The following is a 26,797-nucleotide window of genomic DNA, read 5'->3' as shown; positions in this document are numbered from 1 at the left end:
CCGTACCTGCTGTGGCTACTGGGCCACCGCAGCCGCACCACCACGGCGGACCAAGCGCCCACGACGACCGGCCACCCCGCCACGAACCGCGGTCAAGCCGCCATGGCCGGACCGAATACCACCGGCCGGGCAGGGGCTCCTCGCAGGAGCTGCCTGCCCGGTCATGGCTCAGATCGTGGCCGTGTCGATCACGAAGCGGTAGCGGACGTCGCTGGAGAGCACCCGCTCGTACGCGTCGTTGATCTCCTCGGCGCTGATCAGCTCGATCTCGGCGCCGACACCGTGCTCGGCGCAGAAGTCCAGCATCTCCTGGGTCTCGGCGATGCCGCCGATGCCGGAGCTGCTCACGCTGCGGCGGTTGCCGAACAGGGTCTGCAGGACGATCTGCACCGGCTCCTCCGGCAGGCCCACGTTGACCATGCTGCCGTCGGTGCGCAGCAGGGAGAAGTAGGGCGCGAAGTCCAGCGGGGCCGAGACCGTGTTCAGGATCAGGTCGAACGTGCCCGCCAGCTCCTCGAAGGTCTTGGGGTCGCTGGTGGCGTAGTAGTGGTCGGCGCCCAGCTTCAGGCCGTCGTCCTTCTTGCGCAGCGACTGGGAGAGCACCGTGACCTCGGCGCCGAGCGCGTGCGCGAGCTTCACGCCGACGTGGCCGAGGCCGCCGAGGCCGACGACGGCGACCTTCTTGCCGGGGCCGGCGTTCCAGTGGCGGAGCGGGGAGTAGGTGGTGATGCCGGCGCAGAGCAGCGGGGCGGCCACGTCCAGGGACAGGCCGTCCGGGATGCGGACGACGTAGTCCTGGTCGACGACGATCTTCTGGGAGTAGCCGCCGTAGGTGGGCTGCCCGTCCTTGCCGGTGCCGTTGTACGTCCAAACCGGGCCGCCGCCCGAGCAGTACTGCTCCAGGCCCGCCTTGCAGTTGTCGCACTCGCGGCAGGAGTCGACCATGCAGCCGACCCCCACCCGGTCGCCGACGGCGTACTTCGTCACGCCGGGGCCGACCTCGGAGACGACGCCCGCGATCTCGTGGCCGGGCACCATCGGGAAGGTGCCGGGCCGCCAGCCGTCGCGGGCCTGGTGGATGTCGGAGTGGCAGATACCGGCGAACTTGATGTCGATCAGGACGTCGAACTCGCCGACCGCGCGCCGCTCGATGGTCGTCCGCTCCAGCGGAGCCTTCGCAGCGGGGGCGGCGTACGCAGCAACAGTGGTCATGCCGGGGTTCTCCTAGAGGGTTCAGCGTGTCCGGCTGTCTTCCGCCGGCACGCTTCCAGCCTGCCGCATCTGCCACGGTTCACCCAGGTCACGGCCTTGCGTACGACTGCTGTGCCTACTACTGGCGGGGTCAGGATGCTCTGCGTACGACCAGGAATACTGGACGTATGGAACGCAGGGACGAACGGCCGGAAGCCGCCGCCGGGCACTCGCTGGACCGGCGGGCCGAGCTGAGCGAGTTCCTGCGCAGCCGGCGGGCCCGGCTGAAGCCGGAGGACGTGGGGCTGCCCGCCTTCGGACGGCACCGGCGGGTACCGGGGCTGCGCCGCGAGGAGCTGGCGCAGCTGGCCGGGGTGTCCGTGGCGTACTACACACGCCTGGAGCAGGGCAACGGCCGGAACGTCTCGGCGGAGGTCCTGGACGCGATCGCCCGTGCCCTGCGGCTGACGGACGCCGAGCATGCCCACCTCACCCACCTGGCGAAGCCCAAGTCGCACAAGAAGAAGCCGGCGGCGCGCCAGCAGCAGGTCCGCCCGGCGCTGCGGCAGCTGCTCGACACGATGGCGGGCGTACCGGCGTACGTCGTGGGGCGGCGCTCGGAGATCCTGGCGTGGAACCGGATGGCGGCGGCGCTCTTCGGCGACTGGGCGGAGCTGGCGCCTGCCGAGCGGAACTGGGCGCGGATGGTGTTCCTGCGGCCGGACTACCGTGATCTCTTCGTCGACTGGGAGCAGAAGGCGATCGACATCGTCTGCGCGCTGCGCATGGACGCCGGCTGCTACCCCGACGACCCGCGGCTGTCGGCGCTGGTGGGCGAGCTGTCGGTCAAGAGCGAGGAGTTCCGGCGGCTGTGGGCCACGCATGACGTCAAGGAGAAGAGTCACGGCGTCAAGCGTCTGCACCATCCGCTGGTCGGCGATCTGTCCCTGCACTACGAGTCCTTCCGCCTGGCGGACGACTCGGACCAGTCCCTGATCACGTATCACGCCGAGCCGGACTCCGCGTCCGCCGACTCCCTGCGCCTGCTGGCCAGCTGGGGCACGGACGCGACGCGCACGGCCTCGTCCCTCCCGTGACGACGAGGGGCACACCGGGAGTCGTTCCCCGGTGCGCCCCTCGGTGGTGCACAGAGCGCCACGGCTCACTTGCCGAAGTACGCGTCCCAGATCGTGATCTGCGACGTGTTGCCCTGCTTGTCGGTGATCTGGGCGCGGAGGGTGACGGACCTGCCCTTCGCGGGGTTCTTCACCGTGATCCTGCCGCCGCGGACGTCGACCTTCTTGAAGGTCTTGCCGTCGTAGGAGACGTAGACGGCCAGGGACTCGAGGTTCCTGCCCGCGGCCGAGCCCTCGACGGTGACCGGGAAGGTGACCGCCTTGCCGGCCGCGACGCGGCTGTCCAGACCGGTGTCGATGCCGTAGTGCAGAACGGAGGCCGGCAGCTCGGCGAAGTCGCCCGAGGGCTTCTTGGAGTGGAAGGTCCAGGTCGCGTCGATCCGGGAGGAGGCCCGGGCGACCTCGGCCGAGCGCCTGACCGAGGTGGTCAGCTTGTAGGCGGCGTCACCGGCCGGGACCTTGAAGGTCTTCTCGCCGAACAGCGGGTCGTCGTTGACGGCGACCTTGGTGCCGCCCCGGTACAGGGTCGTGCTCACCGAGGAGAACGCCGAGGACCCGGTGTGCCTGCCGGAGTCGGCGACCAGCGGCAGCGAACCGTAGATCTCGTTGCCGTTGCGGAACAGGCCGAAGCCGCCTCCGACGTGCGGGCCGAAGACCGCGGTGTTGACCGTCTTGGTGTAGGTGCGGCCGGCCTTGAAGGTGAACTCGCCGAGCGTGTACGACGCCTCGGTGATCGGGAAGCCGTCCCGGTCGGTGCCGCCGTCCTGGGCGAACTCCAGCTGCCAGTTCACCCCGCCCGTGGCGGACAGGTGCAGGGTCCGGGTGCCGGGCAGCTTCTGCGGGATGCCGATGGAGGAGGCACCGCTGCTGCCGGGCAGCCATCCGACCGCGTTGACCGAGCCGGTCCTGCCGCTCGCCGAGGCACCGAGCCGTGCCTTGACCGTGGCCAGCTCACTCGCCGTGAAGTGCTTGGTGTAACCGGTGGCGAGCTGCTTGACCGGACCGCCGGCGGTGACGTCGTACTCCTCGCTCGCGCCCTTGGTCCAGTGGCCGTCCCACTGCTGGTACAGCGATCCGGGGGGCAGCTGCGGGCCCAGGTGGAGGGTGCGGAAGTTCTTGTACGAGTCCAGGAACCAGCCGTAGCCGTACTGGCCCTTGCCGACGATGACGTCGTACTCCGGGGCGGCGAACGCGGACTTCACACCCGTGGCCGGGACGCTGATGCCGACCGGCCTGGTCCTGCGCGCGTCGATCGTGATCGTCTGCTTCCTGGCGACGGTCAACTTGGGCTGGGCGATCCAGTCGACGCCCTTGGTGGCGTCGGCCGGGTCCGCGTAGAGGGAGGAGTTGAGGATGTACGTGCCCTTGGGCGCGCGCACCTTCACCGTGCCGGACCTGTCGTACGGGTTGAAGTCCTTGCCGCTCGCGAGGCCGGCGACACCGTTGAGGTCGGCGTTGTAGAACGGAGCCGGCTTGCCGTCGCGCCCGATGAACTTCAGCGTGACGTCGTACGACTCCACTTCGCGCGTCACCGCGGCGGCCGTGCGGACGCTCTGGCCGGCGCCGGTCGCGGTCACGTACGCGGAGTAGGCGCCGTCGAGGGTGCCGCCCAGCCTGGTGTCGACGGTGAGGCCGACGGAGGCCGTGCCGTGCGCCGGGACGGTCACCTTGGTGGCACCCAGCTTGAAGAAGCCGGCCGGGGCCGCCTTGCCCCTGGGGTCGAGGCCGGTGCTGCTCAGGGTGAGCGTGGCGGCCTTGTCACCCAGGTTGCGGTACGTGACCTTCCTGGTGACCGGTTTGTCGTCGGTGTGCGGCCACTGCTGGACACCGAAGCTCAGCGAGACCGGGTCGGCGATCACGGACTGGGTGATGGCCCTGTCCACCGCGATACGGCCCGACCCCTGCTGGAACGGCGTGTAGGCGCCGCCCCTGGCGGAGCCGGTCAGCGCGCCCTTCAGCTCGGCGTAGCCCCAGTCCGGGTGCTCCTGCTTGAGGATCGCGGCGGCGCCGGCGACATGCGGCGTGGCCATCGAGGTGCCGGAGAGGGTCAGGTAGCCCTCGGGCTTCTCGCCGACCTCCTGGTCGATGACGCTGCCCTTGGCCGCGGCGGCGGTGATGTCCACGCCGGGCGCGGTGACGTCCGGCTTGATGGCGCCGTCGCCGACGCGCGGGCCGGTGGAGGAGAAGTCGGCGAGCCTGTCCTTCTTGTCGACGGCGCCGACGGTGAGCGCGGCGTCCGCGCTGCCCGGCGAGCCGATCGAGTCGGGGCCGTCGTTGCCCGCGGCGATCGCGAACAGGATGCCCTTCTCGGCGGACAGCTTGTCGACCTCGGCCTCCAGCGGGTCGATGCCGGGGCTGTCGGTGCCGCCCAGGCTGAGGTTGACGACGGAGGCGCCCTGTGCGGCGGCCCACTCCATGCCGGCGAGGATGCCGGAGTCGTCGCCGGAGCCGGAGTCGTCCAGGACCTTGCCGTTGAGGATCTTGGCGCCCGGCGCGACACCGGTGTACTTCCCGCCGGACTTGGCGCCGGTGCCCGCCACGATGGAGGCGACGTGCGTGCCGTGCCCGAAGTGGTCGGTGGCGTCCTTGGCGCCGGAGAAGTTCCTGGACTCGATCACCTGGTCCTTGAGGTCCGGGTGGCGGGTGTCCACGCCGGTGTCGAGGACGGCGACCTTCACGCCCTTGCCGGTGTAGCCGGCCTTCCACGCGACCGGCGCGCCGATCTGCGGCACGGACTTGTCGAGGGAGGCCTTGCGGACGCCGTCGAGCCAGACGTGCGCGATGCCGGAGGCGGACCTGCCGCCGTCGGTGACGGCGTGCCACAGCGCGGCGGTGTCCTGCACCGGGGCCTGTACGGCGTCGGCGTTGAGCGCCGCGAGGCTGTGGCGCAGGCGGCCCGCGTCCCGCACGTCGGCCCGGGCGGTCGCGGCGGTGCCGCGGTAGCCGACGATGACCTTCAGACCGTTCTTCTGGTCCTTGCGGGTGGCCGCCTTGTTCAGCTCGGTGATGTCGAACAGCCGCTGGTCCAGGGTGCCGGAGGCCACCAGGGGGGCCGCGTCGGCGGGGACGACCAGCGTGTGCCCCTCGGTCCTGCGGACCTGGAAGGGTATGTGCTCGCGGCCCTTGGCCCGCTCCACTCCGACGATCCGGCCCTTGGCGTCGAGGGCGACACGATCACCGGTGATGAGGGTGACACGGGTCTTGGCGCCGAGCACCGAGGCGCCGGACGAGGTGCGCTCCGTGGGCCTCGCCGATGCCGGGCTGGTCATGCCCGCGGCGAGGGCGACGGCTGCGGCCGTTGCCGCACCCGCCGCAGCAGCAGTTTTCACTTGTCTGCGCAAGTTCTCCCCCTGGAGACGGAGTACCGGGCGAATTCCCCGTTCGTCCGGCCGGGGGGAGTGGTCTCGCACGTATGCACGTCACCCCCCGGATCACGCAGTATGCCGGGGGCGATCAGCCGTCTCAACAGATGAAAGGACGGTAAGAGGAAGGTCGGGAAACTGTTACGCGGCGGGCGGGACACCGTTACACAATCGCGAAGTGCCCTATGGAAAAGGGGTGTTGTCCCGCCTCAGACGCACCGTCAGGCGCCGGCGTTCTCCCTTACCGTGATCTTTCCCTTGCGGATGGTGGCCAGCCGCGGGGCCTTCTTCGCGATCGCGGAGTCGTGGGTGACCATGACGAAGGTCAACCCGTGCTCCTTCCACAGGCGTTCGAGTACGTCCATGATCTCGTCCCGCATGCCCTCGTCGAGGTTGCCGGTCGGCTCGTCGGCGAGCAGCACCTTGGGCTTCTTCACCAGGGCGCGGGCGATGGCGACGCGCTGCTGCTGGCCTCCGGACATTTCGCCGGGCAGATGCCCCAGGCGTTCACCGAGACCGACCGAGTGCAGGGCCTCGGCGGCCAGTTCACGGCGCTCCTTGGCCTTGATACCGAGGGGGACGAGTGCCGTCTCCACGTTCTCCTGGGCGGTGAGGGTGGGGATGAGGTTGAACGACTGGAAGACGAAGCCGATGTTCTCGCTGCGGACTCCTGTCAGCCTGGCCTCGCTGAGCTTGGCCAGGTCGGTGCCGTCCAGGATCACTTCGCCGGAGCTGGGCCGGTCCAGGCCGCCGAGCATCTGCAGCAGCGTGGACTTGCCGCCGCCGGTCGGGCCCTGGATGACGAGCCTGTCCCCGTCGCCGATGATCAGGTCCACGCCGTCGAGGGCGTGGACGGTGTCCTTGCCTCTCGTGTAGCGCTTGGTCACGTTTTTCAGTTCGTACATGGTGGCTCCTGGATGAGGGTCGAGGTGTGCGCTCGGGTCGGGCGTCCGTCACTCCACCCGCCTCAGCGCGTCGGCCGGTCGCAGGCGGCTCGCCCGCCAGCCGCCGAACGCTCCCGCGATCAGGCCGCCCGCCACCGCGAGGCCCACCGCGAGGACGATCGTCGTCGCGCTGACCGGGGCCGTGAGGGCCACCTGAAGGGTCTTCGCCGCCTGGCGGCCCGGGCCGCCGAAGCCGCCACCACCGCCGAAGCCACCGCCGCCGGAACCGCCGAAGCCACCGCCACCGGTGCCGCCGCCACCGCCGAGCTGCGCCTGGAGGGTGGGGCTGATGGCCGTGACGACGTAGGCGCCGACCAGGCCGAGGGCGATGCCGAGGGCTCCGCCCACCAGGCCGTTGACGACGGCCTCGCCGACCACCTGCCGGGTCACCCGGCCCGACTTCCAGCCCAGCGCCTTGAGCGTGCCGAACTCGCGGACGCGACGGGAGACCGCGGAGGAGGTCAGCAGGCCGGCCACCAGGAACGCGGCCACCAGGACCGCGATGGACAGCCACTTGCCGACGTTGGTGGCGAGCGAGGAGGCGGTGGACAGCGAGCCCGAGACCGTCTTCGCCAGGTCGGCGGAGGTGGTGACCGTCGTACCCGAGACGTTCTTCTGGATGGCGCTCTTGACGGTGTCGATCTGCTGGGAGTCGGTCGCCTTGACGTAGATCGTGGTGACCTTGTTCGCGTTGCCGCTCAGGCTCTGTGCCTGCTCGAGCGGGATGTACAGATTGGCCGCGGAGTCGCCGCTGTCGGCCGTCGCGATGCCGATGACCGAGTACTTCACGTCCTTGATGGTGACCGTGGAGCCGACCTTGAGGCTCTTCTCCTTGGCGTACGACGCGTCGGCGACGGCGACCTTCGCGTCCGTCTCGGTCGACTTGAAGGCACGGCCGCTGGTGATCTTCGAGGAGGTCAGCGGGCCGAGCGCCGGCTTGGTCACGTCGGTGCCGAAGACCGAGTACTGGTTGATGTCGAAGTTGGCGCCGCCGCCCTTGACCTCACCCTGCGGCCGGCCGCTCTCGCCGCCGCGCCGGAATCCCCCGCCGCCCCCGCCTTGCTGGAACTGGCCGCGCGTGAACTGGCCGCTGACCTTGAGCACCCTGAGGCTCAGCCCGCCCACGGCGGACGAGACGCCCTTCTGGTTGCCGACCTGGGTGACGGTGGAGGAGCCCAGGGTGGTGAAGCCCTGCACCATGACGCGGTCGCTGCTCTGCGTCGAGTTGTCGCCGTTGTCCTTGGCGCCGAACTGGAAGCGCGGACGCTGCGCGTCGCCGGTCTGGGCGTTCGCCGCCTTGGTGACGGTCATGTCCGTGCCGAGGCCGTACAGCGACTGCAGGACCTTGTCCTGGGCCTTGCCCATGCCGTTCGACACGGAGTTGACCACGATGACCAGCGCGATGCCCAGCGCAAGTCCGGAGGCGACGACGAGAGCCGCCTTTCTGCGGCGGCGCAGTTCGCGCCTCAGGTAGGTGAAGAACATGGCCGCAAGCTAGGGACAGACCGTGACGGCACCCTAAGGCCGGCATAAAAGAACCATGAGAAGGCCGTGTCCGGCCCCGGAAACACCGATGCCGCCCCTGGGGGGCGGCATCAGGAAACTGTGGAGAGCCGGGGGTCAGACGGCCGAACCGGCCTTCCACTGCGCCCAGTTCATGTTCCAGCCGTTGAGGCCGTTGTCCGGGGAGACCGTCTTGTCGCCCGTGTTCTGGACGACCACGACGTCACCGACCAGCGAGTGGTCGTAGAACCACGCCGCCGGCGTGCCCTTGTCGCCCGCGCCCTTCACGTCCTGCAGGCCGACACAGCCGTGGCTGGTGTTGACGGAGCCGAAGACGGACGGGGCACCCCAGTAGTTGCCGTGGATGAACGTGCCGGAGCTGGTCAGGCGCATGGCGTGGGGGACGTCCTTGATGTCGTACTCGCCCTTGCCGTCGGAGTCGGTGAAGCCGACCGTCGCGCCGTTCATCCGGGTCTGGGTGAACTTCTCCGATATCACCATCTGGCCCTCGTACGTGGTGTGCTCGGGGGCACCGGCGGAGATCGGGATGGTCTTGATGACCTTGCCGTCCTCCGTGACCTTCATCTGCTTGGTCTTCGCGTCGACGTAGGAGACCTGGTTGCGGCCGATGTGGAAGGTGACCGTCTTCTGCTGGACGCCGTAGACGCCGCCGGCGCCCTCGACGCCGTCGAGTGCCAGCTTGAGGGTGACGGTGGAGCCCTCCTTCCAGTACTGCTCGGGCCGGAAGTCCAGGCGGTTGGCGCCGAACCAGTGGCCGACGACCTCCTGGCCGCTGCTGGAGGAGACCGTGATGCCCTTCTGCACGGCCGCCTTGTTGGTGATCGCCTTGTCGAAGTTGATCGACACGGGCATGCCGACACCCACGGTCGAACCGCTGTCCGGGGTGAAGCTGCCTATGAAGCTGTTGGCCGGCGAGACGGTGGTGAAGGACGCGTTCTCGTGCGCCACGCGCCCCTGGGAGTCCGTGGCCTCGGCGGCGACCTTGTACGTGGTGGAGCGGTCCAGCTGGACGGTGGGCTTCCAGCTGTGCTTGTCGGCGGCAAGCTGACCGGCGACGGCCTTGCCGTCCTCGGTGGTCATCGTGACGCCGGTGAGCGTGCCCTTGCTGACCGTGACGGCGGCGGAGTTGTTGATGGAGGCGTTGTTGGAGCCGTCCTTGGGCGTGATCGTGATCTGCGCCTCCGACGACTTCTTCGCAGCGGCCGCGTCGGCCTTCGCCTGCGAGCTGTCGCCGTTGCCGCCGGTGGAGGCCTTGCCACCGCCGGAACACGCCGAGAGCATCAGCACACTGCCGAGCAGGGCGGACGCGGCCATCAGGCCCCTGCGCCGCTTGCTGTCCGTCATCACAAGCTTCTCCATCGTTGCCGAGTCGCGAATCCCCGAGAATCCCCGTAAGACCAGAACCTTCAACGCTACGGCCCCGCCGTCCCGTTCCGCATCCACTGGATCTGTGGGGCACACCACGTCCGCGGCACTGCGGGTGGTGCGAGAGACGGGCCGTGCGCTCACCGAACCGTGCGCTCACTGAGACGACGAAACCCCGGACGGCGGTTGCCGTCCGGGGTCACTTCTGCCCCGGGACGCTCAGCCCATGCCGTCCGCTCACTCGTCGTCGGCGTCGTCCTCCTCATCTTCCTCGTCGAGGTCCCAGTCGGGCGAGTCGGGGTCATAGTCGACCCGCTCGCTGGACCAGGAGGCCTGCTGCAGCTCCACTCCGGGCACCTCGCTGACCAGGTCGAACGGGTCGACGAGATACGCGAGGGCCTCCGCGGTGTCTTGGGTCACAGCGGCCTCGGCCTGGGCCCGCTCCTCTTCCGGCAGTTCCGGATCCTGGGCGAGCCGGCGCAGCGCGGCCTTGCTCAGCCCGCCCTCGTCCTGGACCTCGAGGACCAGCTCCACGCGAAGCCGTACAAAACGTGATGTCTCTTCAACACTCATGGCGCGAGCGTACGGCCGAAACCTCCCGTGACTTTCCTGTGACCCGCGACTTTCACTAACATCGCCCCACACGGCCAATTCGCCAGCGTCACAAGGGGATCGATATTCCGTGTCATCCGCTCGCCGTCCGCTGCTGACCGCCACCGCCGCGGGCACTCTGCTCTGCGCGCTCTGGTTCGTCCCGTCCGCGAACGCGTCGCAGGACTCCCCGGCCAAGGCCGACGCGGAGACCTCCGCGACGCGTCTGACACAGCAGGCGAGGGCGGTGTCGGCGGCGGCTGCCGAGGACAGCACCGAACTCGCCGACACCGGAAGCCCCGACACCACGCCGTACGTCGTCGGCGGCTCGCTCTTCCTCGCCGTGGGCGCCGGATTCGTGGTGTATTCGGTGCGCCGCGAACGTCTCGGCTTTTAATTTCCCTTGACGAGTCCTTGAACGTGCACAGATAGTGCGCGCATGAAGAGATCATCGGGTGTGCGCCTGTGCGCCGCAGCAACTGTGGGTGCGCTGTCGTTCGCCCTTGTCACGGGCTGTTCCGGCGGGGGATCGGACGAGGGGTCGAAGGATTCCGGTACGGCCGCGAAGGCGCCGAGCGCCGCGGAGTTGAAGAAGCTGATCGTCGCCGACGGCGAGGTGCCCGGCTACAAGGTGGCGGCGGTGCCGGCCACCCGCGCCAAGCCGATCACGACCGACAGCACACGGTGCCTGCCGCTGGCCCGCGTGATGAGCGGGCTCCCGCCGGCCGGGGCGGCGGCGCAGACCGACCGCCTGGCCACGGAGAACCGGCCCAAGAGCCCGTCGGACAAGGCGACTTCCCTGGACGACCTGGCCGACGGGAAGTTCGAGGAAGCGATCCACAAGTCCCTGGACCGGGACGTCACCACGATCACCCTGGCCTCCTACGACGGGGACGGCGCCGGGAAGGCACTCGCGTCGCTCCGCACCGCCGTGCCCGCCTGCGCGAGCGGGTTCCCCGCCGCGCAGGCGGGCACGAAGGTGAGGTTCACCAAGGTCGCCGAGGAGCGGGCCGTGACCACCGGGGGCGGTTCGGTGGCGTTCAGCGCGACCATGGACACCGGCGACGGGGACCCGGCTCCCGTCCACGCCGCGGTCGTACGCACCGGGAACTCCCTGGCGGTCTACTTCACGACGAACCTGGGCGCGATGATGGACAAGAAGGCGTACGTGGTCTCACCGGAGGTCGTCAAGGCCCAGCAGGCCAAGCTGAAGTGATGCGGGAACAGGGCCCCGCACACGGCAGGGGCCCCTGTCTCCTGGTACGACGGTTACTGCAGCGGGCCGGTGACCGACTCCGTCACGGCGACCAGGTGTCCGCCGCGCACGAAGGCGTCGGCGGCGGCCAGGTCGGGCGCGAGGAACCGGTCCGGGCCCGGACCCTGCACACCGGCGGCGCGCGCGGCCTCGATGACGGCCCGGGAGGCGGGTGCGGGGGTCAGGCCCTCACGCAGTTCCACGGCGCGGGTGGCCGCGTACAGCTCGATCGCGACGATCCGGGTCAGGTTGTCGACGGCGGTGCGCAGCTTGCGCGCGGCCGACCAGCCCATGGAGACGTGGTCCTCCTGCATGGCGGAGGACGGGATGGAGTCCGCGGAGGCCGGTACGGCGAGCCGCTTCATCTCGCTGACCAGGGCGGCCTGCGTGTACTGGGCGATCATCAGGCCGGAGTCGACCCCCGCGTCGTCGGCGAGGAACGGCGGCAGGCCGTGGCTGCGGTTCTTGTCCAGCAGCCGGTCGGTGCGGCGCTCGGCTATGGAACCGAGGTCGGCGGCGGCGATGGCGAGGAAGTCCAGGACGTAGGCGACGGGCGCGCCGTGGAAGTTGCCGTTGGACTCCACGCGGCCGTCGGGCAGCACGACCGGGTTGTCGACGGCGGAGGCCAGCTCGCGCTCGGCGACCAGGCGGGCGTGCGTGACGGTGTCGCGGCCGGCGCCCGCGACCTGCGCGGCGCAGCGCACGGAGTAGGCGTCCTGGACGCGCGGGGCGTCGTCCTGGTGGTGCCCGGTGAGCTGGGAGCCCTTGAGGACGGCGAGCATGTTGGCGGCGGAGGCGCCCTGGCCCGGGTGCGGCCGGATGGCGTGCAGTTCGGGGGCGAGCACCTTGTCCGTGCCGAGCAGCGCCTCCAGGCTGAGAGCGGCGGTGATGTCGGCGGACTTGTAGAGGGTGTCGAGGTCGGCGAGGGCCATGATCAGCATGCCGAGCATGCCGTCGGTGCCGTTGAGCAGGGCCAGGCCCTCCTTCTCGCGCAGCTCGACGGGCTCGATCCCGTGCTCGGCGAGCAGCTCGCCGGCCGGCCGTACGACCCCGTCGGGGCCCTCGGCGTCGCCCTCTCCCATGAGGGTGAGGGCGCAGTGGGACAGGGGCGCGAGGTCGCCGGAGCAGCCGAGGGAGCCGTACTCGTGCACGACCGGGGTGATCCCGGCGTTCAGCACGTCGGCCATGGTCTGCGCGACCTCGGGGCGAACGCCGGTGTGCCCGGAGCAGACGGTCTTGAGCCGCAGGAACATCAGGGCCCGGACGACTTCCCGCTCGACCCTCGGCCCGAGGCCGGCGGCGTGCGAGCGGACGATGTTGCGCTGTAGCTGGGCGCGCAGTTCGGGGCTGATGTGCCGGGTCGCCAGGGCTCCGAAGCCGGTGGAGACGCCGTAGACCGGGTCCGGCTTCGCGGCCAGCGCTTCCACGATCTCCCGGGCCGCGGCCAGGGCCGCCACCGCCTGTGCCGACAGCTCGATACGGGCACCGCCGCGCGCCACGGCGAGAACGTCGGACGCCGTGACACCGGACGTCCCCACCACCACAGTATGCATATCCATATTCAGGAGCGTACGCATTGAATGCAGGGATGTCACTAGTGGGAAACGGGAGTGACCCTTACCGGCCGGTGTGGGCTTCGCCTCACGGCCTGCGCCCGCGGAACCGGCGCCGCTCGGCAGGAGCCGGGTGCGGCGGCTCGTCCGCCAGTTGTACGACCGGGTCCTGAGGCCCCTCCCGGCCCGCCACCACCGGCCGCTGCGCGCGCAGGGCCTTGGCCCGGTACTGGGCGGCGTCGGCGAGCCGGAACAGCCGCCGGGCGTCGAGCACCGGACCGATCGGATCCTCGGTCGAGGCGACCCCGCACGCCACGCCCTCCCCCAGCTCCAACCCCCCTGCCCTGCGGCACAGCTCGTCGGCGGCCTCGACGACGTCGTCGGCGGACGGGCCCACCGCCAGCAGGCAGAACTCGTCCCCGCCGAGCCGTGCGGCCAGGGCGCCCGGCACCATCGCCCCGCACAGCGACAGCACCGAGCCGAAGCGTTCCAGCAGGCGGTCGCCGACGGCGTGCCCGAGGGTGTCGTTGACCCGCTTGAGCCCGTTGAGATCGCAGACGACGAGGCTGACGACCACGCTCTCGGTGCGGTGCCGCTCGACGGCCTCCTCCAGGCCGACGTCCACGGCACGGCGGTTGGCGAGCCCGGTGAGCGCGTCGGTGTACGCGAGCCGGCGGGCCTCCTCCAACCGTTCGGTCTGCGCGAGCCCGGCGGCGACGACGGCCGCCAGGACGGTGGCGAAGTCGGCGTCGGCCCGGCCGAACACGGGGGCGCCGGTGGCCCGCGCGACGTACACCTCGCCCCAGGCCCTGCCGTGCAGCACGACCGGGACGACGACACAGCAGCCGCGGCCCCGGCGGCGCAGGGCGGCGACGCGGTGGTGGAAGTAGCCGGGGGTACCGGTGGCGGCGCCCTCGGCGGTCTCCACCCAGGCGTTGGGCCCGCCCCCGCCGGCCCACCGTTCGTGCAGGAACTCGGTGATCTCCGGGAACTGGTACACCGGATACGTCTCGGCCTCGGGGAACTCCTCCTCGTCCGGGCGCCGGTCCCCCACGTTCACCAGGACCCGCAGCCGCCCCAGCTCCCGCTCCCACACCGACAGTGCGGCGAAGCTGCCGTCCAGCGCCCGGCAGGCACCGAGCGCGGCGGCCTGCCAGGACTCCCGCGGAGTGCGTGCCGCCGCCATCCCCTGGGCCAGCGCCACCACGGCGGCGAGCCGCTTGTCCTCAGCCATTACTCCAGGCTAGGGAGAATTTTGGGCAATCGAGACATCGGTACGGCGAACAGGTGGCTGAACCGGGCTACTCGCCCGGCCACTGCGGCCTGCGCTTCTCGTTGAAGGCCGCCACGCCCTCCGCCCGGTCGCCCGAGAAGGCCACCGTGCGCCACGCCGCGTCCTCGACCTCGAGGCCGGCCCGCAGATCGAGCCCGTGACCGAGCCGCAGCGCCCGTTTGGCGGCGCGCAGTCCGACCGGCGAGTTCGCCGCGATCCGCGTGGCCAGCGCCAGAGCCTCCTCGCGGTCCTCGCCCTCGTCCACGAGCCGGTCCACCAGCCCGAGTTCGGCCGCCTCCGCCGCCTCCACCCGCCGCGCCGAGAAGACCAGCTCGGCCGCGCGCGCCGCGCCCACCCGCCGGGGCAGCAACTGCGTACCGCCACCGCCCGGGATCACGCCCACGGACACCTCCGGCAGTCCCACCACCGCCGTACGGTCGGCCACGATCAGGTCGCAGGACAGGGCCAGCTCGAATCCACCGCCCAGCGCAAAGCCGTGCACCGCGGCGACGGTCGGCATCGGCAGCTCCAGCACCCCGGTGTACGCCCCGCGCGTCACCGGCCGCTGCCGCCGCAGATCGGCGTCACTGAAGGAGTTTCGCTCCTTCAGATCGGCCCCGACGCAAAAGGCCCGCTCGTGGGAGGAGGTCAGGACCACCACGCGCGCGTCCCGGTCGGCGGCCAGTGCCGTGCACGCGGCGGCGAGGGAGCGGGCCATCTCCGTGGAGACGGCGTTCATGGCCTTGGGCCGGTCCAGCACCAGTTCCGCGACGTGTCCGTGCCGCCGCACCAGCACGAACTCCCCGAACCGCTCCTCGCTCATGACACCCTCCGGCTCACGCGTTAACGCGGGTTAACTCACTGACGGCCCGATCATCGCAGCCGCACCGATTCCGGGAAACCCCGGGGGGCTACGCCCGTTCGAGTGACATCCCGGCCGTCTCACCCCACATCGCCCACAGGACCGCATAGCGTGCGTCCGCCGCGGCGCACCCGGGGCGCACGGCGGGGAGGGAAGCCATGACACCGATACGCGCACAGGTCCCGGCGGAGCCGGACGAGAGCGTCGGGCCCGGCGGTGTGGGGCGCGGGCGGCACCGCAAACCGCGCCCCCGCAAGGTGCTGCTTGCCGCGGGCGGCCTCGCCCTGGCCGCGGGAGCGCTCAGCCTGGTCCGGGTCGCCGCCCCGGGCCCGGGGGTCGGCGCCCCCGGCACGGCGCAGGCCGAGCCCCGCCTCGGCGTCGGCGGGGGCACCACGGACCACGCGGCGAACACGGCCGCCACGGTCGGCGCCTCCCCGGCCGCCCTGCCCTCGGCGACCTCCGTCATGGGCGGCACAGGCCCCGCCGCGACGGCCACCGGCCCGGCGCAGGCCCGTACGGCCCCGGTCGCACCCGCGGCGGCTCCGTCCGGCCGGACCGCGGCCCCGGGCACCGCACCGGTCATCACCCCGGCGCCCTCGTCGCCGCCGACCGGCGCGCATCCGGACCCGACGACGTCGCGCCCGGTGCCCACCACCCCGGCGCCCGCTCCCAGCGCATCGACGCCGGATCCCGATCCGGGCAGGCTGTGCGTGCCGGTGATCGGCCTGTGCGTGGACCTGCCGGGAGGCGGGTAGCGTCAGGGGCGGCTCTCGCGGCGGTTGAGCAGCCACGGCTCGACCACGCCGAGCCCACGGACCGGGCGCTGCCACATCGGCTGGAGCGCGAAGCGGTACACCGGCGGCTCCTCGCCCTCCTTCTCTGCGGCCGCCGCGGCCTCGGCCGCCTCCGCCTCCGAGGCGGGGGCCTCGCCTGTGCGGATCAGCTCCTCGGCGAAGGCGCTGTCCACGAGCACGGAGTCACGCGGTGCTATCGAGGTCAGCCGGGAGGCCAGGTTCACCGTCGTACCGAACACATCGCCCATACGGGTGGTGACCGTGCCGAACGCCATGCCGACGCGCAGCTCGGGCATCGTCTCGTCGTTCGCCATCGTCTCGACCAGCCGCATCGCGATGTCGGCCGCCGTACCCGCGTCGTCGGCGGCGTACAGCACCTCGTCACCGAGGGTCTTGATGAGCCGCCCACCACGAGCCGCGACCAGGTCGGCGGCAGTGGTCTCGAAGGCCTCGACCAGCTCGCCGAGTTCCTCCTCCTCCATCCGGCGGGTCAGTCTGGTGAACCCGACGAGATCGGCGAAGCCGACCGCCAGGCGCCGGTCCACCATCTCCTCGTCGTCCGCCGACTGCACGACCCGGCCGGCCGAGGCGGCGAGCTGACGGCGCCAGACGTAGACCAGGAACTCCTCCAGCTCGGGCAGGAGCAGCTCGACGATCGGGTACGTCACCTCGGTGCGGGTCATCCCCGGCTCGGGGGGCTCGGTCAGGCCCTCCAGGAAGGAATCCATCTGCCACTCGGCCAACCGGGCGGTGGTCTGCCCCGTCGACCGGGCCACCTGCACCGCCATGGCCTCGCTGAGCAGTCCCGCCTCGACCAGACCGGCGAGGCGGCGCAGGGCCAGTACGTCGGCCTCGGTGAGCGCCTTGGCCTGCCCGATGTCGGCGAAGCCCATGGCCCGCCAGAAGCGTGACGCCAGCTCCATGGAGACACCGGCGCTGCGGGCCGCCTGGAACGGCGTGTAGCGGCGCTCGGCGCCCAGGATGAGCTGCTCCAGGCGCAGGGCCAGCGGGTCCTCGCCGGTGTCGGCGGCGTCCGCGCCCTCGCCGGAGCCCGTGTCGTCGACGGTCACGCCTGCTGCCCTTCCGATCTGCCGCGGTCAGGGATCGACCGGCCTCAACTCTACGGCAGGTGTGCGCCAGCTCACTCCGTTGGGTTTGGCCAGGGGTATGTGCACGATGCCGACCACGCGTCCTTTGCGCCGGTAACGCCCGGGTCCATCGTGCCGCCGGCGCCCGGGTCCTGTGCCCCGGTGACGGCCGAGTCCTGTGTCCCGGTGACGGCCGAGTCCTTCGTGCCGGTGACGGCCGAGTCCTTCGTGCCGGTGGCGGCCGAGTCCTTCGTGCCGGTGACCGCGGGGTCCTGTGCCCCGGTGACGGCCGAGTCCCTTAGACCGCTGGCTGCCGGGCCCTTTGTCCCGATGGCGACCAGGTCCTTCGTGCCGCCGGCCACCGGGTCCTGTGTGCCGGTGGCCGCCAGGTCCTTGTGCAGCGCTGGCGGCCGAACCCTTTGCGCCGGTGGCCGCCAAGCCCTTTGTCCCGGCGGCGACCGGGTCCTTCGTCCTGGTGGCCGCCGACGTGCCCTTGTCGCCCGAGCCCTTTACGCCGATGGCGGCCGAGTCCCCTGTCCCGGTGGCCACCGAGCAGACTCCCCGACGGCCGCCAAGCCCTTTGCACCGGTGACGGCCGAGCCCCGTCCCGGTGGCTACCGAACGGACTCCCCGGCGGCCACCGGGCAAAGCCGGGCGCTCGGCGCCACCGCCCCTACGCAGGCCGCACATGCACGATGTCCCCCGCCCCCACCGGCTCCTGCACGCCCTCCCGCGTGGCGATGACCAGGCGTCCGTCCCCGTCGACCGCTACCGCCTCGCCGACGAGCGCGCGGTCCCCGGGCAGCAGGGCCCGCACGCTGCGCCCCAGCGTCGCGCACCCCGCCGCGTACGCCTCCTGCAGTCCGCAGGCGGCGGGGTCGCCGCCCGCCGCCCGCCACCGCCCGTACCACTCCTCCAGCGCCCGCAGCACCGCCCGCAGCAGCGGATCGCGGTCCGTGCTCGCCGCCCCGGCCAGCGCCAGCGACCCCGCCTGCGGGACCGGCAGTTCCTCCGCCCGCAGGGTGACGTTGATGCCGACGCCGACGACGACACCGTCCTCGCCGGCCCGCTCCGCGAGGATGCCACCGGCCTTGCGCTCCTCGCCGTCGACGGTCACCAGCAGGTCGTTCGGCCACTTCAGCGCCGTGTCCACGCCCGCCGTCCGGGACAGCCCGGTCGCCACGGCGACACCCGTGAGCAGCGGCAGCCAGCCCCAACGGGCCACCGGGACCTCGGCCGGCCGCAGGTAGACGGAGAAGAACAGGCCCGAGCGCGGCGGTGCCGTCCACCGGCGGTCCAGGCGGCCCCGGGCGGCCGTCTGCTCCTCCGCCACCAGCACCGCGCCCTCCGCCGCCTTTCCGGCGACGGCCCGGGCCACCAGGTCGTTGTTGGTCGAGCCGGTCCGCGGCGTGACCTCCACATCGGTCCACAGCCCGCCCTCGCGCACCAGCGCCCGGCGCAGCGCGGTCGCGTTCAGGGGCGGGCGGTCGAGGTCGGACCAGCGGCTGCCGTTGTCGTCTGCTGCATCTCGGGGCGTCATGCAAGCCACCCTAGGTGTGGTAAACGACGCAGTGCTGATCGGTAGGCCCGGCACTACCCTACGGATGAGTAACCGTCCCCCCTTTTGAGCAGGCAGGGAGCCGCATCCCGATGTCCGAGCCGGAAGAGATCGACATTCACACGACCGCGGGCAAGCTCGCGGATCTGCAGCGCCGTATCCACGAGGCGACGCACGCCGGCTCGGCACGCGCTGTCGAGAAGCAGCACGCCAAGGGCAAGCTGACGGCCCGTGAGCGGATCGAGCTGCTACTGGACGAAGGTTCCTTCGTGGAACTGGACGAGTTCGCCCAGCACCGTTCCACCAGCTTCGGCCTGGAGAAGAACCGCCCGTACGGCGACGGTGTCGTCACCGGGTACGGCACCGTCGACGGTCGTCCCGTCGCCGTCTTCTCACAGGACTTCACCGTCTTCGGCGGCGCCCTCGGCGAGGTCTACGGCCAGAAGATCGTCAAGGTCATGGACTTCGCGCTCAAGACCGGCTGCCCGGTCATCGGCATCAACGACTCCGGCGGCGCCCGCATCCAGGAGGGCGTCGCCTCGCTCGGCGCCTACGGCGAGATCTTCCGCCGCAACACCCATGCCTCCGGTGTGATCCCGCAGATCAGCCTGGTCGTCGGCCCCTGCGCGGGCGGCGCGGTGTACTCCCCCGCGATCACCGACTTCACGGTGATGGTGGACCAGACGTCGCACATGTTCATCACCGGCCCGGACGTCATCAAGACCGTCACCGGCGAGGACGTCGGCTTCGAGGAGCTGGGCGGCGCCCGCACCCACAACACCGCCTCCGGCGTGGCCCATCACATGGCCGGTGACGAGAAGGACGCCATCGAGTACGTCAAGCAGCTGCTGTCGTACCTGCCGTCCAACAACCTCTCCGAGCCCCCGGTCTTCCCGGAGGAGGCGGACCTCGCCGTCAACGACGAGGACCACGAGCTGGACACCGTCGTGCCGGACAGCGCGAACCAGCCGTACGACATGCACACGGTCATCGAACACGTCGTGGACGACGGCGAGTTCTTCGAGACTCAGTCGCTCTTCGCGCCGAACATCCTCACCGGCTTCGGCCGGGTCGAGGGCCACCCGGTCGGTGTCGTCGCCAACCAGCCGATGCAGTTCGCCGGTTGCCTGGACATCGACGCGAGCGAGAAGGCCGCCCGCTTCGTGCGCACCTGCGACGCCTTCAACATCCCGGTGCTGACCTTCGTGGACGTGCCCGGGTTCCTGCCCGGCGTCGACCAGGAGCACACCGGCATCATCCGCCGCGGCGCGAAGCTGATCTACGCCTACGCGGAGGCGACGGTCCCGCTGATCACCGTGATCACCCGCAAGGCCTTCGGCGGCGCCTACGACGTCATGGGCTCCAAGCACCTGGGCGCCGACCTCAACCTGGCCTGGCCCACCGCCCAGATCGCGGTCATGGGCGCGCAGGGCGCGGTCAACATCCTGCACCGGCGCACCATCGCGGAGGCGGAGACGAACGGGGAGGATGTCGAGGCCGTGCGCGCCCGGCTCATCCAGGAGTACGAGGACGCCCTCCTCAACCCCTACGTGGCGGCCGAGCGCGGCTACATCGACGCGGTGATCATGCCGTCCGACACCCGCTCCCACATCGTCCGCGGCCTGCGTCAGCTGCGCACAAAGCGGGAATCCCTGCCTCCCAAGAAGCACGGCAACATCCCCCTCTAGGCCCCGCGGACCCCGGGAGTGGTCATGAACATCAAGGTCGTACGAGGCAACCCGACCCCGGAGGAGCTGGCCGCCGCCCTGGCGGTGGTCCGCGCCCGCGCCGTGGCGGCGGCGACCACCCCGCCCGGCGCGGCAGGCCCGAGGGACGCGTGGTCGGACCCGTCCCGCATCGCGGTCCACCACGTCCCGGCCCCGGGCCCGGCGAGCTGGACCCGGACCTACTGGCCGAGCTGATCCTCGAAGGGGCGCGGGAAACCGCGCACAGGGGCACCGCACAGGGCGCCAATTGAGTACCGGTACTCAGGCGCCTTCCGCTGCCGGGCCCCACGCTGGTGGCATGCTGTGGTCGGACCCGGAAGACGAGCCGCCGGAGGACCTGCGCGAAGCGCAGGACATGCTCCGGCGGCTCGGCTTCTTCATGGCCGTGGCCATGGTCCTGGCCATGCTGGTCATCGGCCTGAGGTGAGCCGGGCGGCACCGCGTGGCTAACCTGACCGCATGACAGCAAAGCGCCGCAGGCGACTCGTGCTCGCTTCCCAGTCCCCCGCCCGTCTGGGCCTGCTGAGGCAGGCCGGCCTCGAGCCCGAGGTGATCGTCAGCGGGGTCGACGAGGACGCCGTCACCGCCCCCACCCCGGCCGAGCTGGCCCTCGCCCTGGCCGAGGCGAAGGCCTCCGTCGTGGCGGCGAGACCGGAGGTGCAGGGCGCCCTGGTGATCGGCTGCGACTCGGTGCTGGAGCTGGACGGACAGGCTCTCGGCAAGCCCGCGGACGCCGAGGAGGCGATCGCCCGCTGGAAGGCGATGCGCGGGCGGGCCGGCACCCTCCAGACCGGGCACTGCATCTGGGACACGGAGGCCAAGCGGTACGTGTCCGCGACCGCCTCCACCGTCGTCCGCTTCGGCGAGCCCAGCGACGAGGAGATCACCGCGTACGTGGCCTCCGGCGAGCCGCTCTACGTCGCCGGGGCCTTCACCCTGGACGGCCGTTCGGCGCCGTTCATCGAGGGCATCGACGGCGACCACGGCAATGTGATCGGCATCAGCCTGCCCCTGGTGCGCAAGCTGCTGGCCGAACTGGGTGTCGGCATCACGGAGTTGTGGGCACCGGCCGAGTGACGATCCGGGCCGGCGCGGAGTCCTGCGGCTCGTCGTCGCCGTCCTGCGGCTCGCCGGTACGCGGGGCCGGCACGGCCGCCGTTGCCTCGGCCGTGGCCGGCTCGCCGCCGGCCTCCGGCTCCCCGCCCCGGTCCGGCCTGCCGCCGGAGGCGGCCGGCTGCGGGCCGCCGTCGCGGTCGTACGTCATCAGGAGCAGGACGACGAGTCCGAGCACCACGACCATGAACAGGAACGCCGTCCAGCCGACCAGGCCCCAGGCGAACGCGCCGAGCAGGCCGTGGACGACCGCCACGCTGATCAGCAGGACCCGGCCGAAGCCCGCCGGGGCGCGGTCGCGTATCGCGACCAGGACGGCCACCAGGGCGCACAGGGCGAAGTAGAGGCCGAAGAGCACACCGCCGATCTTCGAGGACGTCGCCATCGTGGACGGGTCGAGGCCGGCCAGGGACATGTCCTGCCGGTCGACGACGACTCCGAGGAACCAGTTCAGCGCTGCGATGAAGACCGCCTCCGCCAGGAGGACGACCGCCACCACGCATGCCACCGGTCTGCGCACCACCGGTCCCCACCCACTCTCCACCCAGCGCCGTGTTACCTCAGGTACGTTCAAGTCATCGCGAACGCTACTAACGGGTAAACCGGGGGACAAGGGTTTGCGCGGCAGCAAAGAATCATTGGGCCATTCGTAGGGACTCCACAAAGAAACAGAGTGGGTCGCAGCACGCTCTCACAGAGACCTTGACCACACGACAGGACTAGGGTTTCCGGGAGGAGCCCTGCGTGCCGAGGTGCGACAAGGGCTTTCGTAGGTCGAGCAAGCCTCGAATCACGCTCCGTGTGGGCAAGCTCACCATTGGGGACGGGTCGAAGTGCCGTGTCGGCAGTCCCTAAACTCGGCTTGTTTCAAGGAGGGAGCCTCAATCGTGCGCAAGGTGCTCATCGCCAACCGTGGCGAAATCGCTGTCCGCGTGGCCCGGGCCTGCCGGGACGCCGGGATCGCGAGCGTTGCCGTCTACGCCGACCCGGATCGGGACGCTCTGCATGTCCGCGCCGCGGATGAGGCGTTCGCCCTGGGCGGTGACACCCCGGCCACCAGCTACCTGGACATCGAGAAGGTCCTGAACGCGGCACGCGAGTCGGGTGCGGACGCCATCCACCCGGGCTACGGCTTCCTGTCGGAGAACGCCGACTTCGCGCAGGCCGTGCTGGACGCGGGTCTGATCTGGATCGGCCCGCCGCCGCAGGCCATCCGGGACCTGGGCGACAAGGTCGCCGCCCGGCATATCGCCCAGCGCGCCGGCGCCCCCCTGGTGGCCGGTACGCCCGACCCGGTCAGCGGTGCCGAGGAGGTCGTGGCGTTCGCCGAGCAGCACGGCCTGCCGATCGCGATCAAGGCGGCCTTCGGCGGCGGCGGTCGCGGTCTGAAGGTCGCGCGGACCCTGGAAGAGGTCCCGGAGCTGTACGACTCGGCCGTGCGCGAGGCGGTCGCCGCCTTCGGCCGCGGCGAGTGCTTCGTCGAGCGCTACCTGGACCGGCCCCGCCACGTGGAGACCCAGTGCCTGGCGGACAAGCACGGCAACGTGGTCGTCGTCTCGACCCGTGACTGCTCGCTGCAGCGCCGGCACCAGAAGCTGGTGGAGGAGGCCCCGGCGCCGTTCCTCTCCGACGAGCAGGTCGCCGAGCTGTACCGCGCCTCGAAGGCCATCCTGAAGGAGGCCGCCTACGAGGGCGCCGGCACCTGTGAGTTCCTGGTGGGCCAGGACGGGACGATCTCCTTCCTGGAGGTCAACACCCGCCTCCAGGTCGAGCACCCGGTGACCGAGGAGGTCGCCGGTATCGACCTGGTCCGCGAGATGTTCCGCATCGCCGACGGCGAGGAGCTGGGTTACGACGACCCGGCCCTGCGCGGGCACTCCTTCGAGTTCCGCATCAACGGCGAGGACCCGGGCCGCAACTTCCTCCCGGCCCCCGGCACGGTGACGAGGTTCGACGCGCCCTCCGGCCCGGGCGTCCGCCTGGACGCCGGTGTCGAAGCGGGATCGGTCATCGGCCCGGCGTGGGACTCCCTGCTGGCCAAGCTGATCGTGACGGGCCGTACCCGCAAGGAGGCCCTGGAGCGGGCCGCCCGCGCCCTGGACGAGTTCCAGGTCGAGGGCATGGCGACAGCCATCCCCTTCCACCGCGCGGTCGTGCGGGATGCGGCCTTCGCCCCCGAACTCACCGACTCCACGGACCCGTTCACGGTCCACACCCGCTGGATCGAGACCGAGTTCGTCAACGAGATCAAGCCCTTCACCGCCCCGGCCGACACCGAGGCGGAGGAGGAGACCGGCCGTGAGACGGTCGTCGTCGAGGTGGGCGGCAAGCGCCTGGAGGTCTCCCTCCCGTCGTCCCTCGGCATGTCGCTGGCCCGTACCGGCCTCGCGGCGGGCGCCAAGCCCAAGCGCCGCGCGGCCAAGAAGTCCGGCCCGGTGGCCTCCGGCGACACCCTCGCGTCCCCGATGCAGGGCACGATCGTCAAGATCGCGGTCGAGGAGGGCCAGGAGGTCAAGGAGGGCGACCTGATCGTCGTCCTGGAGGCCATGAAGATGGAGCAGCCCCTCAACGCCCACAAGGCGGGCACCATCAAGGGCCTCAGCGCCGAGGTCGGCGCCTCCATCACCTCGGGCGCGGCGATCTGCGAGATCAAGGACTGACAGCGCCTGCTGAGCAACGCGCCCGGCAGACCGACTCCGGTCGGTCTGCCGGGCGTTACGCTTTCAGCTCGTGAGGGGCAGCCGACTCAGGGGCCCGGGGCCGTGTCCGATATGCGGCGGAGTCCGCCGGGGCACGGGTGACCACGGCGAACCCGCCCCCGCCGGACCACCAGGCGCCGCACGGCGGCCAGGCACCCTCAGCGCCTGCGAAGGTCGGCCACCCGACCCCGCTCGACCCCTGCCGACTGCTCCCCCAGTCCCGCACCCGACCTGAGCGCCACATGCCCCCTGCGCGGCCCCGGCAGAGGTGCGCGCCGCGCCGGGGCCTGCTCACCCCCCGGAGCGGCTCCGCCCGCCCCGGCCACGGCGATCTGCACCCCCTGGTCGGCAAGGGCCTGCAACTCGGTGGCGGCGCGGTCGTCGTGCCCCGGGGGCTCGTCGGTGACCAGGCGGGTGATGAGGTCCGTCGGCACGGTCTGGAACATGGTGTCGGTGCCGAGCTTGGTGTGGTCGGCGAGGACCACGACCTCGGCGGCGGCCTGGACCAGCGCCCGGTCGACGGAGGCCGAGAGCATGTTGGACGTGGACAGGCCGCGTTCGGCGGTCAGGCCGCTCCCGGAGAGGAAGGCCTTCGACACACGCAGGCCCTGGAGGGACTGCTCGGCGCCGGAACCGACGAGGGCGTAGTTGGAGCCGCGCAGGGTGCCGCCGGTCATCACGACCTCCACCCGGTTGGCATGGGCCAACGCCTGTGCGACCAGGAGGGAGTTGGTGACGACGGTCAGGCCGGGCACCCGCGCGAGCCGGCGGGCCAGCTCCTGCGTGGTGGTACCCGCGCCGACCACGATGGCCTCGCCCTCTTCGACGAGACCCGCGGCGAGATCGGCGATGGCCGTCTTCTCGGCGGTCGCGAGATGGGACTTCTGCGGGAAGCCCGACTCGCGGGTGAAACCGCCCGGCAGTACGGCACCGCCGTGCCGGCGGTCGAGGAGTCCTTCTGCCTCCAGTGCCCGCACGTCCCGCCGTACGGTCACTTCGGAGGTCTGGACGACGCGGGCGAGTTCACGGAGCGACACGGCACCGTTCGCTCGCACCATTTCGAGGATCAATTGGCGACGTTCAGCAGCGAACACGAAACTGACAGTAACCCCAGCGACCGTCTGCTTTCAGCAGTTTGCGCCGAATAACAGAAGTTGTTCGCATGGTGGGGCGGGAAGTGGTATAGGACCTGGCCGCCCCGGCCATGCCGTACGCAGACCCGACAACTCCCCGTGATCAGCGGGGAGTTGGGTCCGCCGTCAGGCCTCCGCGCCCGCCTTGCGCGTGTGGAGCTGCCGGGCCACCTCCGCGATCGACCCCGAAAGGGAGGGGTACACGGTGAACGCGTTCGCGATCTGTTCGACCGTCAGATTGTTGTCGACGGCGATCGAGATGGGGTGGATCAGTTCCGAGGCGCGCGGCGCGACGACCACTCCGCCGACCACGATGCCCGTGCCCGGCCGGCAGAAGATCTTGACGAAGCCGTCCCGGATGCCCTGCATCTTGGCGCGCGGGTTGCGCAGCAGCGGCAGCTTCACCACCCGGGCGTCGATCTTGCCCGCGTCCACGTCCGCCTGCGTGTAGCCGACGGTCGCGATCTCGGGGTCGGTGAAGACGTTGGAGGAGACGGTCTTGAGGTTGAGCGGGGCCACCGCGTCGCCGAGGAAGTGGTAGACGGCGATACGCCCCTGCATGGCGGCGACGGACGCGAGCGCGAAGACACCGGTCACGTCACCGGCCGCGTAGACGCCGGGCGCGGTCGTCCTGGACACCTTGTCGGTCCAGATGTGACCCGAGTCGCGCAGCTTGACGCCCGCCTCCTCCAGGCCCAGCCCCGCGCTGTTCGGGATGGCGCCGACGGCCATCAGGCAGTGCGAGCCGGTGATGACCCGGCCGTCGGAGAGAGTGACCTCGACACGGTCGCCGACCCTCTTGGCGGCGGCGGCGCGGGAGCGGGCCATGACGTTCATGCCACGGCGCCGGAAGACGTCCTCCAGCACGGCGGCGGCGTCCGGGTCCTCGCCGGGCAGCACGCGGTCGCGGGAGGACACCAGGGTCACCTTGGACCCGAGCGCCTGGTAGGCACCGGCGAACTCGGCACCGGTCACACCGGAGCCGACCACGATCAGCTCTTCCGGCAGCTCGGTGAGGTCGTAGACCTGGGTCCAGTTGAGGATGCGCTCGCCGTCGGGCCGGGCGTCGGGCAGCTCGCGCGGGTGACCACCGGTGGCGATGAGGACGGCGTCGGCGACCAGGGTCTCCTCGGTGCCGTCGGCGGCGGTGACGACGACCTTGCGGGAGCCGTCCAGGGCCTGCATCCCGTCCAGCCGGCCACGACCGCGCATGACCCGGGCACCGGCGCGGGTGACGGAGGCGGTGATGTCGTGCGACTGCGCGAGCGCGAGCCGCTTCACCCGGCGGTTGACCTTGCCGAGATCCACGCCGACCACCCGGGCGGTCTGCTCCAGCGGCGGGGTGTCGTCGGCGACGATGATCCCCAGCTCCTCGTAGGAGGAGTCGAAGGTGGTCATCACCTCGGCCGTAGCGATTAGGGTCTTCGACGGCACGCAGTCGGTCAGTACCGACGCTCCGCCCAGACCGTCGCAGTCGACGACGGTCACCTCCGCGCCGAGCTGAGCGGCCACCAGCGCCGCTTCGTATCCGCCGGGTCCGCCACCGATGATCACGATCCGAGTCACGTACTCCATTGTCCCGCACGCTTCAAGGTGCTACTGCCCGGGGGCGCGCCAGACGTACCCCGG

24 protein-coding genes are annotated in these 26,797 nt (G+C 71.2%); 9 read left to right on the top strand and 15 right to left on the bottom strand.

Annotation, left to right across the window (positions count from 1 at the left end; genetic code table 11):
- Positions 1–168: 168 nt before the first annotated feature.
- Positions 169–1,212 carry an NAD(P)-dependent alcohol dehydrogenase gene (locus tag GQF42_RS27255; RefSeq protein WP_158924132.1) on the bottom strand — a complete coding sequence of 348 codons (1,044 nt, stop codon included), beginning with the start codon at positions 1,210–1,212 and terminating at the stop codon, positions 169–171.
- A gap of 167 nt (positions 1,213–1,379) precedes the next feature.
- Here GQF42_RS27255 and GQF42_RS27250 point away from each other — a divergent pair, with 167 nt between their 5' ends.
- Positions 1,380–2,288 (top strand): helix-turn-helix transcriptional regulator, encoded by a 909-nt coding sequence (locus GQF42_RS27250; RefSeq protein WP_158924130.1) that lies wholly within the window; start codon positions 1,380–1,382, stop codon positions 2,286–2,288.
- A gap of 65 nt (positions 2,289–2,353) precedes the next feature.
- Here the strand turns inward: GQF42_RS27250 and GQF42_RS27245 are convergent, their stop codons facing one another.
- The 5 genes from GQF42_RS27245 to GQF42_RS27225 all read right to left on the bottom strand — a co-directional run bounded on the left by GQF42_RS27245 (position 2,354) and on the right by GQF42_RS27225 (position 10,095).
- On the bottom strand, positions 2,354–5,656 hold the full coding sequence (locus GQF42_RS27245) for a S8 family peptidase (protein WP_199272811.1): 3,303 nt from the start codon (positions 5,654–5,656) through the stop codon (positions 2,354–2,356).
- A 254-nt stretch (positions 5,657–5,910) separates the two neighbouring features.
- A complete protein-coding gene (locus GQF42_RS27240) occupies positions 5,911–6,594 on the bottom strand; it encodes an ABC transporter ATP-binding protein (RefSeq protein WP_158924128.1) in 684 nt (227 codons plus the stop codon).
- A gap of 48 nt (positions 6,595–6,642) precedes the next feature.
- Positions 6,643–8,118, bottom strand: a complete 1,476-nt coding sequence (locus GQF42_RS27235) for an ABC transporter permease (RefSeq protein ID WP_158924126.1) — start codon at positions 8,116–8,118, stop codon at positions 6,643–6,645.
- A gap of 135 nt (positions 8,119–8,253) precedes the next feature.
- Entirely contained in the window at positions 8,254–9,501 is a 1,248-nt protein-coding gene (locus GQF42_RS27230) for a L,D-transpeptidase (protein ID WP_199272810.1), read from the bottom strand.
- Between the two features lie 258 nt (positions 9,502–9,759).
- Positions 9,760–10,095, bottom strand: a complete 336-nt coding sequence (locus tag GQF42_RS27225) for a hypothetical protein (RefSeq protein WP_158924124.1) — start codon at positions 10,093–10,095, stop codon at positions 9,760–9,762.
- 109 nt (positions 10,096–10,204) lie between these two features.
- Between GQF42_RS27225 and GQF42_RS27220 the strand changes: the two genes are divergently transcribed.
- Together GQF42_RS27220 and GQF42_RS27215 are read left to right on the top strand one after the other, a co-directional pair.
- Positions 10,205–10,510, top strand: a complete 306-nt coding sequence (locus GQF42_RS27220) for an LAETG motif-containing sortase-dependent surface protein (RefSeq protein WP_158924122.1) — start codon at positions 10,205–10,207, stop codon at positions 10,508–10,510.
- Positions 10,511–10,552: 42 nt separating this feature from the next.
- A complete protein-coding gene (locus GQF42_RS27215; protein WP_233273478.1) occupies positions 10,553–11,329 on the top strand; it encodes a hypothetical protein in 777 nt (258 codons plus the stop codon).
- A gap of 53 nt (positions 11,330–11,382) precedes the next feature.
- Here GQF42_RS27215 and hutH read toward each other — a convergent pair whose 3' ends face one another.
- The 3 genes from hutH to GQF42_RS27200 all read right to left on the bottom strand — a co-directional run bounded on the left by hutH (position 11,383) and on the right by GQF42_RS27200 (position 15,017).
- Positions 11,383–12,921: a histidine ammonia-lyase gene (gene hutH, locus GQF42_RS27210; protein WP_158930644.1), complete on the bottom strand. Its 1,539-nt coding sequence runs from the start codon at positions 12,919–12,921 to the stop codon at positions 11,383–11,385.
- 88 nt (positions 12,922–13,009) lie between these two features.
- Positions 13,010–14,155, bottom strand: a complete 1,146-nt coding sequence (locus tag GQF42_RS27205; RefSeq protein ID WP_158924120.1) for a GGDEF domain-containing protein — start codon at positions 14,153–14,155, stop codon at positions 13,010–13,012.
- Between the two features lie 67 nt (positions 14,156–14,222).
- Positions 14,223–15,017, bottom strand: a complete 795-nt coding sequence (locus GQF42_RS27200; protein WP_158924118.1) for an enoyl-CoA hydratase/isomerase family protein — start codon at positions 15,015–15,017, stop codon at positions 14,223–14,225.
- 197 nt (positions 15,018–15,214) lie between these two features.
- Between GQF42_RS27200 and GQF42_RS27195 the strand changes: the two genes are divergently transcribed.
- Entirely contained in the window at positions 15,215–15,811 is a 597-nt protein-coding gene (locus GQF42_RS27195) for a hypothetical protein (RefSeq protein ID WP_233273477.1), read from the top strand.
- A 2-nt stretch (positions 15,812–15,813) separates the two neighbouring features.
- Here the strand turns inward: GQF42_RS27195 and GQF42_RS27190 are convergent, their stop codons facing one another.
- From GQF42_RS27190 to GQF42_RS27180, 3 genes are all read right to left on the bottom strand, one after another.
- Complete coding sequence (locus GQF42_RS27190) at positions 15,814–16,920, bottom strand: adenylate/guanylate cyclase domain-containing protein (protein ID WP_158924116.1); 1,107 nt, start codon at positions 16,918–16,920, stop codon at positions 15,814–15,816.
- A gap of 71 nt (positions 16,921–16,991) precedes the next feature.
- Complete coding sequence (locus tag GQF42_RS27185) at positions 16,992–17,300, bottom strand: hypothetical protein (RefSeq protein WP_158924114.1); 309 nt, start codon at positions 17,298–17,300, stop codon at positions 16,992–16,994.
- A 311-nt stretch (positions 17,301–17,611) separates the two neighbouring features.
- The gene (locus tag GQF42_RS27180; RefSeq protein ID WP_158924112.1) at positions 17,612–18,478 is read right to left on the bottom strand and encodes a biotin--[acetyl-CoA-carboxylase] ligase; all 867 of its coding nucleotides are present in this window, start codon (positions 18,476–18,478) and stop codon (positions 17,612–17,614) included.
- Between the two features lie 110 nt (positions 18,479–18,588).
- Between GQF42_RS27180 and GQF42_RS27175 the strand changes: the two genes are divergently transcribed.
- The 4 genes from GQF42_RS27175 (at position 18,589) to GQF42_RS27165 (ending at position 21,300) form a co-directional block, all read left to right on the top strand.
- On the top strand, positions 18,589–20,184 hold the full coding sequence (locus tag GQF42_RS27175) for an acyl-CoA carboxylase subunit beta (RefSeq protein ID WP_158924110.1): 1,596 nt from the start codon (positions 18,589–18,591) through the stop codon (positions 20,182–20,184).
- A 24-nt stretch (positions 20,185–20,208) separates the two neighbouring features.
- Complete coding sequence (locus GQF42_RS27170) at positions 20,209–20,418, top strand: acyl-CoA carboxylase epsilon subunit (RefSeq protein WP_158924108.1); 210 nt, start codon at positions 20,209–20,211, stop codon at positions 20,416–20,418.
- 103 nt (positions 20,419–20,521) lie between these two features.
- The gene (gene mmpB / locus GQF42_RS46985) at positions 20,522–20,650 is read left to right on the top strand and encodes a morphogenic membrane protein MmpB (protein WP_267906150.1); all 129 of its coding nucleotides are present in this window, start codon (positions 20,522–20,524) and stop codon (positions 20,648–20,650) included.
- A 32-nt stretch (positions 20,651–20,682) separates the two neighbouring features.
- The gene (locus GQF42_RS27165) at positions 20,683–21,300 is read left to right on the top strand and encodes a Maf family protein (RefSeq protein ID WP_158924106.1); all 618 of its coding nucleotides are present in this window, start codon (positions 20,683–20,685) and stop codon (positions 21,298–21,300) included.
- Here the strand turns inward: GQF42_RS27165 and GQF42_RS27160 are convergent.
- Entirely contained in the window at positions 21,272–21,859 is a 588-nt protein-coding gene (locus GQF42_RS27160; protein ID WP_233273476.1) for a hypothetical protein, read from the bottom strand. The genes GQF42_RS27165 and GQF42_RS27160 overlap by 29 nt on opposite strands.
- Before the next feature lie 364 nt (positions 21,860–22,223).
- On the opposite strand from GQF42_RS27160, the gene GQF42_RS27155 reads away from it, so the two are divergent.
- Positions 22,224–23,996: an acetyl/propionyl/methylcrotonyl-CoA carboxylase subunit alpha gene (locus GQF42_RS27155; protein ID WP_158924104.1), complete on the top strand. Its 1,773-nt coding sequence runs from the start codon at positions 22,224–22,226 to the stop codon at positions 23,994–23,996.
- A 197-nt stretch (positions 23,997–24,193) separates the two neighbouring features.
- Here GQF42_RS27155 and GQF42_RS27150 read toward each other — a convergent pair whose 3' ends face one another.
- Both GQF42_RS27150 and GQF42_RS27145 read right to left on the bottom strand, forming a co-directional pair.
- Entirely contained in the window at positions 24,194–25,129 is a 936-nt protein-coding gene (locus tag GQF42_RS27150; protein ID WP_158924103.1) for a DeoR/GlpR family DNA-binding transcription regulator, read from the bottom strand.
- 165 nt (positions 25,130–25,294) lie between these two features.
- A complete protein-coding gene (locus GQF42_RS27145; protein WP_158924101.1) occupies positions 25,295–26,743 on the bottom strand; it encodes an NAD(P)H-quinone dehydrogenase in 1,449 nt (482 codons plus the stop codon).
- Positions 26,744–26,797: the final 54 nt, after the last annotated feature.

The sequence above is a fragment of the Streptomyces broussonetiae genome, from assembly GCF_009796285.1.
In the GTDB taxonomy this organism is placed as follows: domain Bacteria; phylum Actinomycetota; class Actinomycetes; order Streptomycetales; family Streptomycetaceae; genus Streptomyces; species Streptomyces broussonetiae.
This window is presented reverse-complemented; position numbering and strand designations above follow the sequence as displayed.